General features: G+C 72.2%; 15 protein-coding genes, 2 tRNA genes and 1 pseudogene. 2 read left to right on the top strand and 16 right to left on the bottom strand.

Annotation, left to right across the window (positions count from 1 at the left end):
- Nucleotides 1–157 precede the first annotated feature (157 nt).
- On the bottom strand, nt 158–2,023 hold the full coding sequence (lepA, locus tag ACF059_RS16895) for a translation elongation factor 4 (RefSeq protein WP_361943775.1): 1,866 nt from the start codon (nt 2,021–2,023) through the stop codon (nt 158–160).
- A 197-nt stretch (nt 2,024–2,220) separates the two neighbouring features.
- Between lepA and rpsT the strand changes: the two genes are divergently transcribed.
- Complete coding sequence (gene rpsT / locus ACF059_RS16890) at nt 2,221–2,487, top strand: 30S ribosomal protein S20 (RefSeq protein WP_361943772.1); 267 nt, start codon at nt 2,221–2,223, stop codon at nt 2,485–2,487.
- Between the two features lie 192 nt (nt 2,488–2,679).
- Here the strand turns inward: rpsT and holA are convergent, their stop codons facing one another.
- Nucleotides 2,680–3,672, bottom strand: a complete 993-nt coding sequence (gene holA / locus ACF059_RS16885; RefSeq protein WP_392057427.1) for a DNA polymerase III subunit delta — start codon at nt 3,670–3,672, stop codon at nt 2,680–2,682.
- Nucleotides 3,673–3,745: 73 nt separating this feature from the next.
- Here holA and ACF059_RS16880 point away from each other — a divergent pair, with 73 nt between their 5' ends.
- Entirely contained in the window at nt 3,746–3,988 is a 243-nt protein-coding gene (locus ACF059_RS16880) for a hypothetical protein (RefSeq protein WP_392057424.1), read from the top strand.
- Between the two features lie 23 nt (nt 3,989–4,011).
- On the opposite strand, the gene ACF059_RS16875 is transcribed toward ACF059_RS16880, so the two are convergent.
- From ACF059_RS16875 to ACF059_RS16810, 14 genes and pseudogenes are all read right to left on the bottom strand, one after another.
- Nucleotides 4,012–4,893: a YceI family protein gene (locus ACF059_RS16875; RefSeq protein ID WP_392057421.1), complete on the bottom strand. Its 882-nt coding sequence runs from the start codon at nt 4,891–4,893 to the stop codon at nt 4,012–4,014.
- A gap of 145 nt (nt 4,894–5,038) precedes the next feature.
- A pseudogene (locus ACF059_RS16870) lies at nt 5,039–7,264 on the bottom strand (ComEC/Rec2 family competence protein); the annotation flags it as partial.
- A gap of 146 nt (nt 7,265–7,410) precedes the next feature.
- Entirely contained in the window at nt 7,411–8,427 is a 1,017-nt protein-coding gene (locus ACF059_RS16865; RefSeq protein ID WP_392057418.1) for a helix-hairpin-helix domain-containing protein, read from the bottom strand.
- A 98-nt stretch (nt 8,428–8,525) separates the two neighbouring features.
- Nucleotides 8,526–9,371: a DegV family protein gene (locus ACF059_RS16860; protein WP_392057415.1), complete on the bottom strand. Its 846-nt coding sequence runs from the start codon at nt 9,369–9,371 to the stop codon at nt 8,526–8,528.
- An 86-nt stretch (nt 9,372–9,457) separates the two neighbouring features.
- Nucleotides 9,458–10,198 carry a hypothetical protein gene (locus ACF059_RS16855; RefSeq protein ID WP_392057411.1) on the bottom strand — a complete coding sequence of 247 codons (741 nt, stop codon included), beginning with the start codon at nt 10,196–10,198 and terminating at the stop codon, nt 9,458–9,460.
- Nucleotides 10,199–10,327: 129 nt separating this feature from the next.
- On the bottom strand, nt 10,328–13,198 hold the full coding sequence (gene leuS, locus ACF059_RS16850; protein WP_392057407.1) for a leucine--tRNA ligase: 2,871 nt from the start codon (nt 13,196–13,198) through the stop codon (nt 10,328–10,330).
- 247 nt (nt 13,199–13,445) lie between these two features.
- Nucleotides 13,446–13,518: transfer RNA gene (locus ACF059_RS16845), tRNA-Ala, on the bottom strand.
- 131 nt (nt 13,519–13,649) lie between these two features.
- Nucleotides 13,650–13,883, bottom strand: a complete 234-nt coding sequence (locus tag ACF059_RS16840) for a hypothetical protein (protein ID WP_008738908.1) — start codon at nt 13,881–13,883, stop codon at nt 13,650–13,652.
- A 144-nt stretch (nt 13,884–14,027) separates the two neighbouring features.
- A tRNA-Ala gene (locus tag ACF059_RS16835) sits at nt 14,028–14,100 on the bottom strand.
- 133 nt (nt 14,101–14,233) lie between these two features.
- On the bottom strand, nt 14,234–14,890 hold the full coding sequence (locus ACF059_RS16830) for a histidine phosphatase family protein (protein WP_392058128.1): 657 nt from the start codon (nt 14,888–14,890) through the stop codon (nt 14,234–14,236).
- Nucleotides 14,887–15,333, bottom strand: a complete 447-nt coding sequence (gene rsfS, locus ACF059_RS16825; protein WP_360892944.1) for a ribosome silencing factor — start codon at nt 15,331–15,333, stop codon at nt 14,887–14,889. Before rsfS ends, ACF059_RS16830 begins: the two co-directional genes overlap by 4 nt.
- A 107-nt stretch (nt 15,334–15,440) precedes the next feature.
- On the bottom strand, nt 15,441–17,159 hold the full coding sequence (locus ACF059_RS16820) for an LCP family protein (RefSeq protein ID WP_392057402.1): 1,719 nt from the start codon (nt 17,157–17,159) through the stop codon (nt 15,441–15,443).
- Nucleotides 17,160–17,183: 24 nt separating this feature from the next.
- The gene (gene nadD, locus ACF059_RS16815; RefSeq protein WP_360892938.1) at nt 17,184–17,801 is read right to left on the bottom strand and encodes a nicotinate-nucleotide adenylyltransferase; all 618 of its coding nucleotides are present in this window, start codon (nt 17,799–17,801) and stop codon (nt 17,184–17,186) included.
- A gap of 74 nt (nt 17,802–17,875) precedes the next feature.
- Nucleotides 17,876–18,043, bottom strand: a complete 168-nt coding sequence (locus ACF059_RS16810; RefSeq protein WP_361953218.1) for a hypothetical protein — start codon at nt 18,041–18,043, stop codon at nt 17,876–17,878.
- Nucleotides 18,044–18,183 lie beyond the last annotated feature (140 nt).

The following is an 18,183-nucleotide window of genomic DNA, read 5'->3' as shown; positions in this document are numbered from 1 at the left end:
CGTGCCGGCTAGTGACTGGCGAGTAACCGTCGAGCAGTGATCAGACTAGAGCGCGCTCGGCGCGTGCGTAAGGGCCCGCAAGCGGCCGGTTCATAACGAAACAGGCCCCCGCGCCGGAGCGCGGGGGCCTCTTCCGTACCGGACGGCCGGGGGGCGGCTACTTCTTCTTGCCGCTGGACTCGTCGCTGGAGAGGACGGCGATGAAGGCCTCCTGCGGGACCTCCACGGAGCCGACCATCTTCATGCGCTTCTTGCCTTCCTTCTGCTTCTCCAGGAGCTTGCGCTTGCGGGAGATGTCACCGCCGTAGCACTTGGCGAGGACGTCCTTGCGGATGGCGCGGATGGTCTCGCGGGCGATGACGCGGGAGCCGATCGCGGCCTGGATCGGCACCTCGAAGGCCTGCCGCGGGATGAGCTCGCGCAGCTTGGCGACGAGGCGCACACCGTAGGCGTAGGCGGCGTCCTTGTGCGTGACGGCGGAGAAGGCGTCGACCTTGTCGCCGTGCAGCAGGATGTCGACCTTGACGAGGCTGGAGGACTGCTCGCCGGTGGGCTCGTAGTCGAGGGAGGCGTAACCGCGCGTCTTGGACTTCAGCTGGTCGAAGAAGTCGAAGACGATCTCCGCGAGCGGGAGGGTGTAGCGGATCTCGACCCGGTCCTCGGAGAGGTAGTCCATGCCGAGCAGGGTGCCGCGGCGCTGCTGGCAGAGCTCCATGATGGCGCCGATGAACTCGGTCGGGGCGAGCACCGTGGCCCGTACGACCGGCTCGAACACGTCCGAGATCTTGCCCTCGGGGAACTCGCTCGGGTTGGTGACGCTGACTTCCTTGCCGTCCTCCATGACCACGCGGTAGATCACGTTGGGGGCGGTGGCGATCAGGTCGAGGCCGAACTCGCGCTCAAGGCGCTCGCGGACCACGTCCAGGTGCAGCAGGCCGAGGAAGCCGACGCGGAAGCCGAAGCCCAGGGCGGCCGAGGTCTCCGGCTCGTAGACGAGCGCGGCGTCGTTGAGCTGGAGCTTGTCGAGGGCCTCGCGCAGGTCGGGGTAGTCCGAGCCGTCGAGCGGGTACAGGCCCGAGAAGACCATCGGCTTCGGGTCCTTGTAGCCGCCGAGGGCCTCGGTCGCGCCGTTGCTCAGGCTGGTGATCGTGTCACCGACCTTGGACTGACGGACGTCCTTCACGCCGGTGATGATGTAGCCCACCTCGCCGACGCCGATGCCGTCGGCCGGGGTCATCTCCGGGGAGGAGACGCCGATCTCCAGCAGCTCGTGCGTGGCGCCGGTCGACATCATCCGGATGCGCTCGCGCTTGTTGAGCTGGCCGTCGACGACACGGACGTAGGTCACGACACCGCGGTACGAGTCGTAGACCGAGTCGAAGATCATGGCGCGGGCCGGGGCGTCCTTGGGACCGACCGGGGCCGGGACCGTGGCGACGATCTTGTCGAGCAGGGCGTCCACGCCGAGACCGGTCTTGGCCGAGACGCGCAGGACGTCCTCGGGCTGGCAGCCGACCAGGTTCGCCAGCTCCTCGGCGAACTTCTCCGGCTGGGCGGCCGGCAGGTCGATCTTGTTCAGGACCGGGACGATCGCGAGGTCCTTCTCCATCGCCAGGTACAGGTTGGCGAGGGTCTGCGCCTCGATGCCCTGGGCGGCGTCCACGAGGAGGACCGTGCCCTCGCACGCGGCGAGGGAGCGGGAGACCTCGTAGGTGAAGTCGACGTGCCCGGGGGTGTCGATCATGTTGAGGACGTGGGTCTTGCCCTGGCCCTCGCCCGTGGTCGGCGCCCAGGGCAGCCGGACCGCCTGGGACTTGATCGTGATGCCGCGCTCACGCTCGATGTCCATGCGGTCGAGGTACTGAGCGCGCATCTGCCGCTGGTCGACGACACCGGTGAGCTGGAGCATCCGGTCGGCAAGGGTCGACTTGCCGTGGTCGATGTGCGCGATGATGCAGAAATTGCGGATCAGCGCCGGGTCGGTACGGCTCGGCTCGGGCACGTGGCTGGGGATCGCGGGCACGCAGTGTCCTGATTCTCGGTCGCAGTCGGAACTCGGAACGGAGTCTGAGTACTCCCATGGTCCCATGGACGGGGTAGTGCGCTCGGTTTGGGCCACCAGAAGCGTGGCTGGTACCCTGGGCAGCTGTGTCTCGTATGCCCTCTCAGCTGTCGAGGCACAATCCGAAGATCAAACTCTGAACCTGAAAAGGCTCTTTCGTGGCGAACATCAAGTCCCAGATCAAGCGGAACAAGACGAACGAGAAGGCGCGCCTGCGCAACAAGGCCGTCAAGTCTTCGCTCAAGACCGCGATCCGCAAGGCCCGCGAGGCCGTCCTCGCCGGTGACGTCGAGAAGGCCACCGTGGCTTCCCGTGACGCCGCGCGTGCGCTCGACAAGGCTGTCTCGAAGGGTGTCATCCACAAGAACGCCGCCGCCAACAAGAAGTCGGCGCTGGCCTCCAAGGTTGCCTCCCTCCAGGGCTGAGCTCTGATGTGATCGCCGGAACGGATCCAGCGGGCCCTCTCTCCCGCTCCTGACCGGCACCCCGCGCCGCACACGAAGCGTTCGCCACGCGGGTGCGGCGCAACCGAAGCAGTGACCGAAGGCCCCGGCCGCCACCCTTCCCCAGGGTGCCGGCCGGGGCCTTCGCGTTACCCGGGACGTCCGGGGCCGTTCCTAGGACCGGCGGGGGCGGGCGGCTCGGGCCACCGCCACGACGGCCTTCTCCAGGGCGTATTCGGGGTCGTCGCCACCGCCCTTGACCCCCGCGTCGGCGGCGGCCACGGCGCGCAGCGCCTCCGAGACCCCGTCGGCCGACCAGCCCCGCATCTGCTGGCGGACCCGGTCGATCTTCCACGGCGGCATGCCGAGGTCCCGGGCGAGGTCGCCGGGGCGGGCTCCGCGCGGGGCGGAGGCCAGCTTGCCGATCGCGCGGACCGCCTGGGCCAGGGCGCTGGTGATCAGGACCGGCGCGACTCCGGTGGACAGGGACCAGCGCAGGGCTTCCAGGGCCTCCGCCGCACGCCCCTCGACCGCCCGGTCGGCGACCGTGAAGCTGGAGGCCTCGGCCCGGCCCGTGTAGTAGCGGCCGACGACCGCCTCGTCGATGGTGCCCTCGACGTCCGCGCACAGCTGCGCCGCCGCGCTCGCCAGCTCCCGCAGGTCGCTGCCGATCGCGTCGACGAGGCTCTGGCACGCCTCCGGGGTCGCCGACCGGCCCAGCGCGCGGAACTCGCCCCGAACGAAGGACAGCCGGTCCGCCGGCTTCGTCATCTTCGGACAGGCGATCTCCCGCGCGCCCGCCTTGCGCGCCGCGTCCAGCAGGCCCTTGCCCTTGACGCCGCCCGCGTGGAGGAGGACCAGGACGATCTCCTCGTAGGGCGCGTCGAGGTAGGCCTTGACCTCCTTGACCGAGTCCGCGGACAGGTCCTGCGCGTTGCGCACAACCAGGACCTTGCGCTCGGAGAAGAGGGAGGGGCTCGTCAGCTCGGCCAGCGTGCCGGGCTGGAGCTGCTCGGGGGCGAGGTCGCGGAGGTCCGTGTCGGCGTCGGCGGCGCGGGCGGCCGCCACCACGTCCCGTACGGCGCGGTCGAGCAGCAGCTCCTCCTGCCCCACCGCGAGGGTGAGCGGGGCAAGCGGATCGTCGGTGGAATTCTTCCTGGTGGCCATCGCCTCCAGCATCCCACGCCGCACCGACAGTCCCCCGCGCCACCGCCCTCAGCCGATCCTTGAGAATGGTCGGGTGAACGTGCGACATGTACTCGTCCTGCCCGACCGCGACGCCGCCGAGGAGGTGGCCCAGGAGGTCGTCGACCGCTTCGGCCTGCCCGAGGAACCGCAGTTGGTCCGCGACGCGCTGGCCGGCGAGGACGACGCCGAGGACGCCCAGTGGCTGGTGGTCGTCGAGGATCCGCAGGAACGCCTGGAGCCCTCCTCGCTGGACGACCTCGCCGCCGAGTACGAAGGCTGGCTGGAGACCTCGTAGGAGCCGGGGCGTCCCGCGGTCCGTCAGGCCTTGTGCACGATCTGCACGTCCAGGGTCACTTCCACACTGGAGCCGATCGCCGCGATCCCGTGGGCCAGCAGCGACTGCCAGTTCAGGGTGAAGTCCCCGCGGTCCAGCTCGGTGGTGGCCCGGCAGGCGGCCCGCACCTCGCCCTCCATGCCCGTGCCCAGGCCCAGGTACTCGGTGTCCAGGGTGACGGCGCTGCTGACCCCGTGCAGGGTGAGGGCGCCCGCCACGGCCCAGCGGCTGCCGACGCGGTGGATGAACCGTTCGCTGTAGAACTCCACCGTGGGGTGCCGGGCCGCGTCCAGGAAGTCCCCCGACCTCAGGTGCTCGTCGCGCAGCCGCGCCCCGGTGTCGATGCTCGCCGCATCGATGATCACGTGCATGGTGGAGTCCTCCATGCGCTCGGCTATCCGTACCGCGCCGGCGAACGTGTTGAACCGGCCGCGGATCCGGGCCAGGCCGATGTGCCGGGCCGTGAAGCCGATGGACGAGTGCGCCGGGTCGAGCTCCCAGTGACCGGGCTGCGGCAGCAGCGGCGGTTCCACCGCGTCGAGGACGATCTCCGCGGTCCCGGGCTGCGCCGGGTCCCCCACGAGCGTCGCCCCGTGGAACGGCGCGTACCCCTCGGCCGTGACGGACAGCCGGTACTCCCCCTCCGGGACGGCGGCCGTGAATCCGCCGTACGGATCGGTCTCGCCCCGGACGATCCGGCGGCCGATCGGGTCGGTCACCTCGAAGGTGGCCTGGCGTATCGGCTGGTGGACCGTGTCGAGTACGCGGCAGCTGAGCAGACGCGCCGTCGGCGGAAGCGTCAGTGTCGCGGATGACCGCTGACCGGGACTTCCGGCCGTCTCCATCCCCCGTCGGCGACCGAACATGGTTGTTGCACCCCCGTGCTGTGTGGACTTGTACCGCTCTGGCGAGAACGAATTCGATCATGCTGTCGGGGCGGGGGCAAACAGGACGGTCCCGCCCGCTTCGACTGGGCCGCCCGCGCCGCCTCCGCGGCCTCTTGGCTGGAAACGCCCGCAGCCGCCCGCCGGTTCCACTGACCGCGATCGAGCCGTCGGTATCGGTGCGCAGTACGGTCGCCCCCAGGTCCCGCAGCCGGGCGAGCGTACCCGGGGCGGGGTGCCCGTAGCGGTTGGCCACGCCGACGGGGACGATCGCGAGCCGTGGCCGGATCCGGGCGTGCAGCCCGGGGTCCTGGTGCGCGGAGCCGTGGTGCGCGACCTTGAGGACGTCCACGGGGCCCAGGTGCGGGTGTTCCCTCAACAGGGCCTGCTGCGCAGGTGGTTCGAGATCGCCGAGCAGCAGCAGGGTCAGCCCCGCGCCCCGCACGAGCAGGGCGACGCTCGCGTCGTTGGGCCCCTCGGGCGGCGCTCCGGCGGACGGCGGCCACAGCACCTGCCACTCCAGCGGCCCGGCCCGGCGCCGCTCCCCCTGCGCCGCCCGCACCACCGGCACCCCGGCGGCGGAAGCGGTGCGGCGGACGAACTCCGCCTGCCCCGGCGGCTCTTCCAGGCCGGTGACCTGAATCACTCCCACGGAGCGGCCCTTCAGCACCCCGGACAGCCCTGCCACGTGGTCGGCGTGAAAGTGCGTCAGCAGGAGCATCGGCACCCGGTGCACCCCCAGGGCGCGCAGGCAGCCGTCCACCGCGACCGGATCCGGGCCCGCGTCCACCACCAGGGCCTCTCCCGGGCCCACGGCGAGTACGGCGGCGTCCCCCTGGCCCACGGCGCACTGGACGTAGCTCCAGTCGGGCGGGGGCCAGCCGGTGAGCGTACGGGTGAGCTGCGGTGGCCGCAGCACGGCGAGGAGCAGGAGCGCCGCGAGCGCGGAGCAGAGCCATCGCCGCCGCCGGTGGCGGAGCCTCGCCACGCCTACGACGGCCACGGTCGCGGCGGCCAGCAGCACGCCCCCGGTGAGCCCGCCCGGCCAGGGCGACTCCGCTCCCGGCAACCGCGCCCCGGCCCGGGCCACGGCCGCGATCCACCCGGCCGGCACCCCGGCGCACCGGGCGAGCACCTCCGCGGCGGGCATCCACAGCGGAGCCACCGCGAGCGCCGCGAAGCCCAGCACCGTCGCCGGTCCCGCCGCGAGCTCGGCCAGCAGATTGCACGGCACCGCCACCAGGCTGACCCGGGCCGCGAGCACGGCGACCACCGGCGCGCACACCGCCTGGGCGGCCGCGGCGGCCGCCAGTGCGTCGGCGAGCCGGGGGCCCGTCCCCCGCGCCCGCAGGGCTTCGCTCCACCGGGGGGCGAGGGTGAGCAGGGCCCCGGTGGCCAGGACGGAGAGCAGGAAGCCGTAACTGCGGGCCAGCCACGGGTCGTAGAGCACCAGGAGCAGAACGGCGGCGCCCAGCGCGGGAATCAGCGACCTGCGCCGCCCGGTGGCGAGGGCGAGCAGGGTCACCGCTCCACAGGCCGCGGCCCGCAGCACGCTCGGCTCCGGCCGGCACACCACCACGAACGCCAGCGTCAGTCCCGCCCCGCACAGGGCGGTCGCCCTCAGCGAGAGCCCGAGGCGGGGCGCCAGCCCCCTCCGCTCGGCCTGCTGCGCGCGGGACGGGGGCCCGATGAGCAGGAACAGCACCACGGTCAGGTTGGACCCGGAGACGGCCAGCAGGTGCAGCAGATCGGTGGCCCGGAAGGCCTCGTGGAGATCGGGCGGGACCCTGGAGGTGTCCCCGACGACCAGCCCGGGCAGCAGGGCCCTGGCGTCCGGCGCGAGCCCGGCGGTGGCCTCCCGCAGCCCGGCCCGCAACCGCCCCGCGAGCCGCTGCGCCCGGTCCGGGCCGCCGCTCACCCGGGGCGGGGTGTCCCCGGCCGGGCGGATCAGCGCCACGGCCCGCTCCCCGCCCCGCGCCGGCGCCAGCCGGGCGACCACGGCCACCCGCGTGGAGGGAAGCAGCGCGGCCCATCCCGGATGCCCGGCCAGTACCCGCACCGGGGTGCGCACTCGGGTGCTCTTCCCGTCGGGCCCGCTCACACGGGTCACCACCGCGTCCAGCAGCACCACCGGTGGCCCGCTCCCGCTCCGGGCGGCCCGCGGGTCGGAGGCGACGGTGAGCTCGGCGAGCACGCGGGCATGGTCCCGGGCCAGCCCCGCGACGGGCCCGGCGCGGGCCTCGGCCCGCTGGAGCCCGGCCACCCCGGCCCCCGCGGCCGCGCACAGCAGGGCCGCCGCCACGGCGGGGACGATCCGCCAGCGCGGCCCCGGCCGCCGCCCCGCCCCCAGCATCAGCAGCCCCGCGCAGACCACCCCGAGCCCCACCCCGAGGGCGGTCCGAGCGGCGGGCGCGTCCAGGGCGAGGGCGGCCGCCGCCCAAGCGGCCACGGCGGGCCCGGCGAGCCGGAGATCCGCCGGGCCCCGCCCCTCGGGCCCGTTCACGGCCGCACCAGCTTGCGCAGGTCGGCGAAGCGCCGCTCCCCGATGCCGGTCACCTGGCGGAGCTCCTCCACGGAACGAAAGCCACCGCGGGCGGTGCGGAAGTCGACGATGTGCTGCGCCAGCACCGGTCCGACCCCGGGCAGGCCGTCCAACTGTGCGACCGTGGCCGTGCCCAGGCTGAGCGGGCCGGCGCCCGAGCCTCCCCCGACGGGCCCGCCCGGTGGCGGCGGCGCCGGTCCGCCCACCCACACCTGCTCCCCGTCCACCAGCACCCGGGCCCGGTTCAGCCCGGTGGTGTCCGTGCCCGGGCGCACTCCCCCGGCGGCGGCCAGCGCGTCCTCCACCCGCGAACCGGCGGGCAGGCGCAGCACACCCGGCCGCAGGACCTTGCCGCTGACGTCGACGACGATGCGCACGGCGGCCCCGCCCGCACCGGCCCCGGCCCCGGCCCCGGCCCCAGGCGCCCCGGTCGCCCCGGTCGCCCCTGCGCCCGCAGCGGCCAAGGCGGGTGGGGGCGCAGGCCCCGGAGCGACCACCGCGGGCGCGGTCACCGGCCCCGGCCGGGCCGACCAGAACTGCTGCGCGGCGAATCCGACCGCGGCGACCAGCACCACCGCTACGGCGGCGACCGTGCGCGGCTCCATCCCGCACCGGGCCTGTAACCACAGCGGCAGCCGCTCCCGCACGGCCAGCCTTCGCGCGTCCCCGGAGGACAAGCCGGCCGCGTCCCCGGAGGACAGCCCGGCCGCACCCTCCGGCGGGGCATGAGGCTCGACCCCGGCTTCCACCACGGCCCGCGGCGGGCTGCTGCCGCCCAGCAGGGCTTCGGCTCTGAGCCGCACCCCGTCCGGCTCCGGATGAGCAGCCCGACGCCCCGACGGCCCGGCCGGGTCCGGACGACCGTGGCGGCCAAGGCGGCCCCGGCGGTGCCGCAGACGGCTGTCGGAGAGGCGGGATCGGCCCGGGCCGCTGGTGGCGCCCGACGGATACGGAGTACGCGTGCGAAGAGTCATTCCACGACCGTAGGGGCGCCTCCCGAAGCCCGCTCGGAGCCTTCAATTCCGGTGGACAACCGACCCGTTGTGGATAACCTCGCCACTCGTTCCGGTGATCAGCGGGGTGAGACGACCGCCGCCAGCAGCCCCGGTCCGGTGTGCGCGCCGATGACCGCGCCGACCTCGCTGACGTGCAGTTCGACGAGCCCCGGGATGCGCTCGCGGAGCCGCTCGGCCAGCTTTTCGGCGCGCTCCGGCGCCGCGAGGTGGTGGACCGCCACGTCGACGCTCGCGGACCCGGCCCGCTCGACGGCCAGTTCCTCCAGGCGGGCGATGGCCTTGGAGGCCGTCCGCACCTTCTCCAGCATCTCGATCCGCCCGCCCTCCAGCGTCAGCAGGGGCTTCACCGCCAGGGCCGAGCCGAGGAGCGCCTGCGCCGCCCCGATCCGGCCGCCGCGACGGAGGTAGTCGAGGGTGTCGACGTAGAAGTACGCGGACATGTCCGCCGCCCGCTTCTCGGCGGCGGCCACGGCCTCGTCCACGGAGCCCCCCGCCTCGGCCACCTCGGCGGCGGCGAGCGCGCAGAAGCCGAGCGCCATCGCGACCATTCCCGTGTCGACGACGCGTACGGGCACCGCCGCGGTCCGGGCCGCGACCACGGCGGCGTCGTAGGTGCCGGAGAACTCCGCGGACAGGTGGAGGCTGACGATGCCGGTGGCGCCGGCCTGCGCCGCCTCCCGGTAGGCCTGGACGAACTGCTCCGGGCCGGGGCGCGAGGTGGTGACCGAGCGGCGCTTCTGCAGGGCCGTGGCGAGGCTGCGCGCCGAGATCTCGGTGCCCTCCTCCAGCGCCTCTCCGCCGAGCACCACGGTGAGCGGGACGGCGGTGATTCCGTGCCGCGCCATGGCCGGTCGGGGCAGGTAGGCCGTGGAATCGGTGACGATGGCGACATGGCGGGACATGAGCCGGAGGTTACCGCCAGTGGGGGCGTGACGGCAGCCCGGACTCATCGTCGGGGCTGTACGGCGGCCTTGCGGGGGGGCTGGACCTACGTCGTGCTCTCGGGCCGCCGGGCCTTCTCCCACGGGTACGGGCTCGGCGCGGCGGCCGGGTTCAAGGCGGCCGGCCGCGGCTGCGCGTGCCCTTGCGCCTGGCCCTGCCCCTGGGTCTGCCTCTGTGTCTCCGCCTGGCCCTGCGCCGCGTCCCACGCCGCAGCCGCCGCCGTCAGGTCGTCCACCGACCCGCGCGACCAGTCGCGCAGCGCGCCCGACTCGACCTCGATCTGGGCCGCCAGGACGGACAGGTCGTCCTCCGCGAAACGGCGCGCCCGGTCGCGCGCCGCCCACCGCAGCGAGTCGGCGGCCTGCGTGATCTTGGCCGTCCGTTCCCGCAGGTCGGGCAGCCTCTCCGCGATCCGCTTCCGGTCGGGATCCTGCTCGAGCCGCTTCAGCTCGTCGTCCAGTTCACGCCCGTGGGCGCTCAGCCGCTCGAACAGCGCGATCGATTCCTTCAGGGACGCGTCCGCCTTGGCCCCGTCGTGCAGCGCCTGCTGCGTGGCCCGCAGCGAGGTCCTCAGGTCGAGCCGCAGCTGCGCCAGCGCGCCCGGGACGCCGACCTGGCCCAGGCTCTTCGCCTTCAAGGTGGTGTCCTCCACCGTCCGGCGGGCCTGCGTCAGGGTGCGGTCCACCCCGCGCTTGGCCGCTCCCACCACCTTGACGGTCGCATACACGCCCAGCCCCAGGAAGGTGAAAAGCACCATCAGCGCGAAGATGATCAACGCGACCTCCATGAGTGTCCCTTCCCCAGTCCCGCGCGTCGTGTCCGTCCCCTCCACCGTAAACGCCACGGGCAGGCCGGGGGTTCCCATCGAACCCCCAACCTGCCCGTACGGGATGTCCCCCATGGGGAGCGGGTGACGTCAGATGACGATGTTCACCAGCTTGGGCGCGCGCACGATCACCTTGCGGATCTCCGCACCGCCCAGCGCCGCGACGACGCCCTCATCGGTCACGGCCAGCTGCTCCAGCTCCGCCTCCGAGATCGTCGGCGGGACCTCCAGCCGCGCCTTGACCTTGCCCTTGACCTGTACGACGCAGGTCACGGTCTCGTCCACGACGTACGCCGGGTCCGCGACCGGGAAGTCCTGGTGGACCACCGACTCGCTGTGACCCAGCCGGTGCCACAGCTCCTCCGCGATGTGCGGGGCCAGCGGGGCGACCAGCAGCACCAGGGACTCCGCGACGGAGCGCTCCAGCGGGCGACCGGCCTTCGTCAGGGCGTTGTTCAGCTCGGTGATCTTCGCGATGGCGGTGTTGAAGCGCAGCCCGGCCAGGTCCGCGCCGGCCCCGTCGATCGCCTTGTGCAGCGCGCGCAGGGTGTCCTCGCCCGGCTCGCCGTCGACGACGGTGACGGCGCCCGTCTCCTCGTCGACGATGTTGCGCCACAGGCGCTGCAGCAGCCGGTACTGGCCGACGACGGCCCGGGTGTCCCACGGACGCGAGACGTCCAGCGGGCCCATCGCCATCTCGTACAGGCGCAGCGTGTCGGCGCCGTACTCCTCGCAGATCTCGTCCGGGGTGACGGCGTTCTTCAGGGACTTGCCCATCTTGCCGTGCTCACGCTTGACCGGCTGGCCCTGGTAGAAGTAGCCGCCGTCGCGCTCCTCGACCTCGGCCGCCGGGACGTACACACCGCGCGCGTCGGTGTAGGCGTACGCCTGGATCATGCCCTGGTTGAACAGCTTGTGGAACGGCTCCGCCGAGGAGACGTGCCCCAGGTCGAAGAGGACCTTCGACCAGAAGCGCGCGTACAGCAGGTGCAGCACCGCGTGCTCGGCGCCGCCCACGTACAGGTCGACGCCGCCGTGCGGAGCGCCCTCGCGCGGGCCCATCCAGTACTGCTCGATCGCGGGGTCGACCAGCGCCGACGCGTTGTGCGGGTCCAGGTAGCGCAGCTCGTACCAGCAGGAACCGGCCCAGTTCGGCATGGTGTTGGTCTCGCGCCGGAAGGAGCGGGTGCCACGGCCGTCGCCCAGGTCCAGCTCGACGTTGACCCATGCCTCGTTCCGCGACAGCGGGGTCTCCGGCTTGGAGGTGGCGTCGTCCGGCTCGAAGGTGCGCGGCGAGTAGTCCTCGACCTCCGGCAGCTCCAGCGGCAGCATCGACTCGGGCAGCGCGTGCGCGACGCCGTCCTCGTCGTAGACGATCGGGAAGGGCTCGCCCCAGTAGCGCTGGCGGCTGAACAGCCAGTCGCGCAGCCGGAAGTTGACGGTGCCCTCGCCGATGCCGCGCGACTCCAGCCAGGCGGTGATCGCGGCCTTGGCCTCGGCGACGTCCAGGCCGTCCAGGGAGATGCCCTCGCCGACCGAGTTGACCAGTACGGCGTCGTGCGCGACGAAGGCGTCGTCCCACTCCGCCGGGTCGGTGCCGCGCCCGTCGGTCGGGGCGACCACGCAGCGCATCGGCAGCTCGAAGGCGCGCGCGAACTCGAAGTCGCGGCTGTCGTGCGCCGGGACGGCCATGATCGCGCCGGTGCCGTAGCCCATCAGCACGTAGTCGGCGATGAAGACGGGCACCTTGGCGCCGCTGACCGGGTTGACCGCGTACTCGCCGGTGAAGACGCCGGTCTTGTCCTTGGCCTCGGCCTGCCGCTCGACGTCCGACTTCGAGGCGGCCTGCTTGCGGTAGGCGGCGACGGCCTCCGCCGGCGTGGCGTGCCCGCCGGTCCACACGTCGTGGGTGCCCTCGGGCCAGGCGGCCGGGATGAACTTCTCGACCAGCGGGTGCTCGGGCGCCAGCACCATGTAGGTGGCGCCGAACAGGGTGTCGGGGCGGGTGGTGAAGACGGTGATGGCCTCGTCGCCCAGCGCGAAGTCGACGCGCGCGCCCTCGCTTCGGCCGATCCAGTTGCGCTGCTGCAGCTTGATGGCCTCGGGCCAGTCCAGCGCGTCCAGGTCGTCCAGCAGCCGGTCGGCGTACGCGGTGATCCGCATGTTCCACTGGCTGAGCCTGGACTTGAAGACGGGGAAGTTGCCGCGCTCGGAACGGCCGTCGGCGGTGACCTCCTCGTTGGCCAGGACGGTGCCCAGCCCGGGGCACCAGTTCACGGGCGCGTCCGAGGCGTACGCCAGCCGGTACTCGTTCAGTACGTCGGCCCGCTCGGCCGCGCTCAGCGCGGCCCAGTCACGGCCTGCGGGAACCTCGCGGGAGCCGTCCTCGAAGGCGGCGATCAGCTCGCTGATCGGCCGGGCCTTGCCCGCGTCCGCGTCGTACCAGGAGTTGTAGATCTGCAGGAAGATCCACTGCGTCCACTTGTAGTAGTCCGGGTCGATGGTCGCGAAGGAGCGGCGCTTGTCGTGGCCCAGGCCCAGCCGGCGCAGCTGGACCTTCATGTTCTCGATGTTGGCCTCGGTCGACACGCGCGGGTGCGTGCCGGTCTGCACGGCGTACTGCTCGGCCGGCAGGCCGAAGGCGTCGAAGCCCAGGGTGTGCAGGACGTTGTGGCCGGTCATCCGCTGGTGGCGGGCGTAGACGTCGGTGGCGATGTAGCCGAGCGGGTGGCCGACGTGCAGGCCCGCACCGGAGGGGTACGGGAACATGTCCATGATGAACTTCTTGGGCCGTGCGACCACCGAGGGGTCCCCGGCCAGGTCACCGGTCGGGTTCGGGGCCTCGTAGGTGCCCTGCGCGTCCCATACGTCCTGCCAGCGTGCCTCGATGTCGGCGGCCATGGCAGCCGTGTAGCGGTGCGCCTCGGCCGCCTCGGGGGCCGGGGTGTTCGTCTCGCTCATGATTTCTGAAGCTCCATCGATCGTCTCTGCCGTCTCTGCCTGCCCAAACGAAAAAACCCCTCGCACAGGAGGGGGCGCCGCGCCGAGGCCGACCGTCTCGTGGGGTCGGTACTGATCAGCGCGGCTCGGTAAGCAGAAGGCGTACGGCACGCATGGCGTCAGGGTACCGCAGCACCGCTGGCGCCCGCTCGGACGACCGCACAACGAGAAGCGGGCCACCCGATCCGGGTGGCCCGCTTCTTCACTGTGGAGCTAAGGAGAATTGAACTCCTGACCTCCTGCATGCCATGCAGGCGCTCTACCAACTGAGCTATAGCCCCTTGTTCCGCTTGCCGCTTCGGTTCCCCTTGCCGGTTCCCCTTGGCGACGTCCCAAACATTACACGGTCATGGCCCTGGTCCAAAAATCGGTTTCCGTGCACCACGGGCCATGTCCGCTTTGATCCGAATTGTCACGCTCTCGCAAACTGATAGAACCGCTTCAGCGTGCAGTGCTCGTCGAGCAGCCGCCCGTAGATCGGCTCCCCTTCCAGCTCTCGGTACGTCTCGATCGGGTCGCCCTTTATGATCAGCGCCCGCGCGCATTCCTCGCACCAGTACTGGTAGTCGGGGTTGACGGGGTCCATGTCCCGCACGATCGGCGTGCCGTTGTTGCACCAGTCGCACCGGCGCCGGTGTGCACCCATCCGTCAGCGACTCCCTCCCGCGTCGGGGCCGTGATCTCCCCCTCCGGCGGTCCGATTCTGCCATGCCGGTGCGGGCCGGGTCAGCAAACGCAAAGGGCACAAAAACAAGGATCCCGCCCCCTGTTGGGGACGGGATCCTGATTGTGGAGCTAAGGAGAATTGAACTCCTGACCTCCTGCATGCCATGCAGGCGCTCTACCAACTGAGCTATAGCCCCGCTCTCCGCCGCGCTCCCCCCGTCTCCGGTGTTCCGCGCTGCGAACAAGAAGAACTCTAGCCTGTGACCAGCCGGAAAGTGAAATCCGGGTGGTGGCCCGGGCGGGGAGCGCCGGGGAACGGCAGTGAGCTGCTCAGTCGTCGTCGCCGAGCACCGGTTCCGGCAGCGTGCCGGCGTTGTGCTCCATCAGACGCCAGCCGCGCGCGCCCTCACCGAGGACGGACCAGCAGCAGTTGGAGAGCCCGCCCAGGCTCTCCCAGTCGGACGAGTCCAGGCCCAGCAGGCGCCCGATCGTCGTCCGGATGGTGCCGCCGTGGCTGACCACGACGAGGGTGCCGTTCTGCGGCAGCCGGGCGAGGTGTTCCAGCACCACCGGCGCGGCGCGGTCGGCGACCTCGGTCTCCAGTTCACCGCCGCCCCTGCGGACCGGCTCGCCGCGCTTCCACGCGGCGTACTGCTCGCCGTACTTCGCGAGGATCTCGTCGTGCGTGAGGCCCTGCCACTCACCGGCGTACGTCTCGCGCAGCGCCGCGTCGTGAGCCACGGGCAGTCCCGTGACGGCGGCCAGCTCGGCTGCCGTGGCGGAGGCGCGCCGCAGGTCGGAGGCCACGATGGCGTCCGGCCGCAGCGAGGCGAGCAACCGCGCGGCGCGGCGCGCCTGGCCCACACCCGCTTCGGTCAGCTCGATGTCCGTGGAGCCCTGGAAGCGCCGCTCCAGGTTCCACGCGGTCTGGCCGTGCCGCCAGAGGACGATCTTCCTACCGGACTTGCCCGTGGTGGTCGCGCTCAGAACAGATCACCGTCCTGGTCCTCGTCGCCCGCCGCCTCACGCAGCTTGGCGTGCTCCTCGGCCTTGCCGAGGGTCAGCTTGGCGTCCTCGGGGAGCTCGATCTCGGGGCAGTCCTTCCACAGGCGCTCCAGCGCGTAGAAGACCCGCTCCTCGCTGTGCTGGACGTGGACGACGATGTCGATGTAGTCGAGCAGGATCCAGCGGGCGTCGCGGTCGCCCTCGCGGCGCACCGGCTTGGCGCCGAGCTCCTTGAGCAGGCGCTCCTCGATCTCGTCGACGATCGACTTGACCTGGCGGTCGTTGGGCGCCGAGGCGAGCAGGAAGGCGTCGGTGATCGACAGCACGTCGCTGACGTCGTACGCGATGATGTCGTGCGCGAGCCGGTCGGCCGCGGCCTGGGCGGCGGCGGTGATGAGCTCGATGGAGCGGTCCGTGGCGGTCACTGGCCATGCTTTCGGGTTGGCGGGCAGATCCATACAAGGGTCTCACGTACCGCGGACACCGCCCGCGCGGAGCGTCCCGCGCGGGCGAAGGCGTCTGCCAGTGCCGCTCAGGACGCCTTGTAGTCCTTGCCCAGGATGACCACGACGTCCGCGTTCACGGCGTTCTCGGCCTTCTTCACGACCGTCTCGGGCAGCCCCAGCGTCTTGGCGACCTCGATGGCCCGGTCCCGCTGCGCGTCGTCCTGGTAGGTGATCTGCGAGGCGGCCGCGGTCTTGTCGGCCTTGCCGCCGTCGACGAAGGTGTAGCCGCTGTTCATCAGCGCCGCCTTCGCCGCGACCTGCGTCTTCTCGTCGCCGTTGGCGTCCTTGAGTCCGACGCGCGGGGCGGCGCCGGGCTGCGCCTGCGCGGCCGAACCGCCCAGCACCTCCTTGACGACGCCCTTGTTCGCCTCGTCCGTGAGGGCGCCGTCCGGCTTCACCGCGAGGAGGTCGGTGCGGTACGCGCCCACCTTGGCGTGCGCGCCGAGCCGCGACAGCAGGGCGCCGAGGGTCTGCGCGTTCAGCGCCGGGTCGAGGATCTGGCCGATGCTCTCGACCATCACGGCCGCCGCCTTCGGGTCGCCCGGGACCTTGCGCAGCACCGCCTGGAGCACCTTGCCCATGCGCTCCAGCTGCTTGGCCTCCGGTTCGCCCTGGCCGCGGTACGTGGCGTAGGCGACGGCCATCGCGCCGCTCAGGCTCTGCTTGGGGCCCTGGGCCACGGCCGGGGCCTTGACTGCGTCGTCGGCCGGGACCGCGGCGTCGGTGTCGACCTCGATGCCGCCGACCAGCTCGACCAGGTTCTCCAGGAAGGGGGTGTCCAGGCGCCAGGTGCCGCCGATGTGGGTGCCGAGGACGGAGTCGAGGGCCTCGCGGGTGCCGAGGCCGCCCTCCTCGACGGCCTTGCCCAGGGACGTGGCGGTCCCGTCCTGGTGGGTGACGGCGAGGGCGTTCGGCAGCAGGACGGTCGCGCCCTGCTTGGTGGTGACGTTGTCGACGAGCAGCGCCGAGGCGGTGCCGCCCTTCTTGGTGTTGTGCAGGTGGACGACGATCATGTCGCGCTTCTGCGCCGCCGGATCGGCGCTCGCGGCGTTCTTCTTCTGGCCGGGGCCGTCGAGGAACGGCAGCCCGCCCGTGTACCAGAGGTAGCCGAGGCCGCCCACGGTGAACAGGGCGAGGGCGACGATCAGCGCCACCACCCGGTTGCGGCCGCGGCGGCGGGCCTCCTCGCGGCGCTCGGTCCGGCTCTCGGTGAACTTGAGCCAGTCGATGACGTCCTCGGACTCCTCGTCCGGCTGGTCGATGAAGGCGAACATCTCGGTGCGGTAGTCCCGGCCCGCCTCGGGCTCGCCGTCGGCCCGGCGCGGCGGCTCGGGGCTGCGCGGCTCCGGGACGTGGGCGGCCGGGGGCGCGGGCGGCGCCTCGGGCTCCGGGGCGGTCTGCTGCGGGATCCACTGCTGGGTCTGCTGCGTGTCGTACCCGTAGGCGGGGGCCTGGGCGTACTGCTGCTGCCCGTACCCCTGGGCGGCCGGCTGCTGCGGGTAGTACGGCTGCTGGGGCTGCGGCTGCTGCTGGGGCTGCTGGGCGTAGCCCTGGTAGTCGTAGCCGTAGTCGTACTGCTGCTGGTCGTACTGCTGCTGTTCGTACTGCTGCTGTTCGTACTGCGCGGGGGGCGGAGCGGGCTGGGCGGGCGCCTGGCCGTACACCGGCCGCCCGTACGCGTCGTAGCCGATGAGCTGCTGCTCCTGGGCGGCATACGGGTCGTACGGATCCTGTCGGTCGTTCACCGCGGGGCCCCTCTCTCCGGAAGCTCAGGCTCCCCGGTACAGCTCACGCTTGTCGATGTAGCGCACGACGCCGTCCGGCACCAAATACCAGACGGGATCCCCCTGGGCGACCCGCGCACGGCAGTCCGTGGACGAGATGGCCAGCGCGGGCACCTCGACCAGGGAGACGCCGCCCTTGGGCAGCCCGTCGTCGGTGAGGACGTGGCCCGGCCGGGTGACCCCGATGAAATGGGCGAGCGAGAAGAGCTCGTCGGCGTTCCGCCAGGTCAGGATCTGTGCGAGCGCGTCGGCACCCGTGATGAAGAACAGGTCGGCGTCGTCGTTCAGCGCCTTCAGGTCCCGCAGGGTGTCGATCGTGTACGTCGGCCCGCCGCGGTCGATGTCGATGCGGCTCACCGAGAACTGGGGGTTCGAGGCCGTGGCGATGACCGTCATCAGGTAGCGGTCCTCGGCGGGCGAGACCGCCCGCTGGGACTTCTGCCACGGCTCGCCGGTCGGCACGAACACCACCTCGTCGAGGTGGAAAAGGGCGGCCACCTCGCTGGCGGCCACCAGGTGTCCGTGGTGGATCGGGTCGAACGTCCCGCCCATCACGCCGAGCCGGCGCTTGACCGGACCGGTAGGCATCTCCTGCTCTCCCATGAGCGCAGAGCCTACTGGCCCGGCGGACGGTGCGGTCCCGGCGGGCTCAGCGGTCGGGGTTCACCGGTCGCGGTTCAGCGGTCGCGGTTCAGGCGCGTGGTGACCCAGAGCATCAGCATCAGGATGACGAAGGCGCCGCCACCGGTCAGGTAGGGGTTGAGGCTGTCGTGGTTGCCGCCGTGCTGCTCGGCCCCCTCCGAGGCGAGGACGACCAGGTTGTGGGCGGTGGAGGAGAGGCTCATCAGGCAGGTACCTATCGAGTCGGGGAGCGGGCGGAGACTTCGCTCACATCGTATGCGGGGGCCTGGGGCACGCTCACGCCGACTCAGGCGTTGGAGAGGATAGACGCAAGGTCGGTCAGGTCAATCCAGGGGAGGGCGCT

The sequence above is a fragment of the Streptomyces sp. NPDC016562 genome (assembly GCF_043076955.1).
GTDB lineage: Bacteria > Actinomycetota > Actinomycetes > Streptomycetales > Streptomycetaceae > Streptomyces.
Note: the sequence above shows the minus strand (reverse complement) of the source record. Positions and strands in the feature narration are given on the sequence as shown.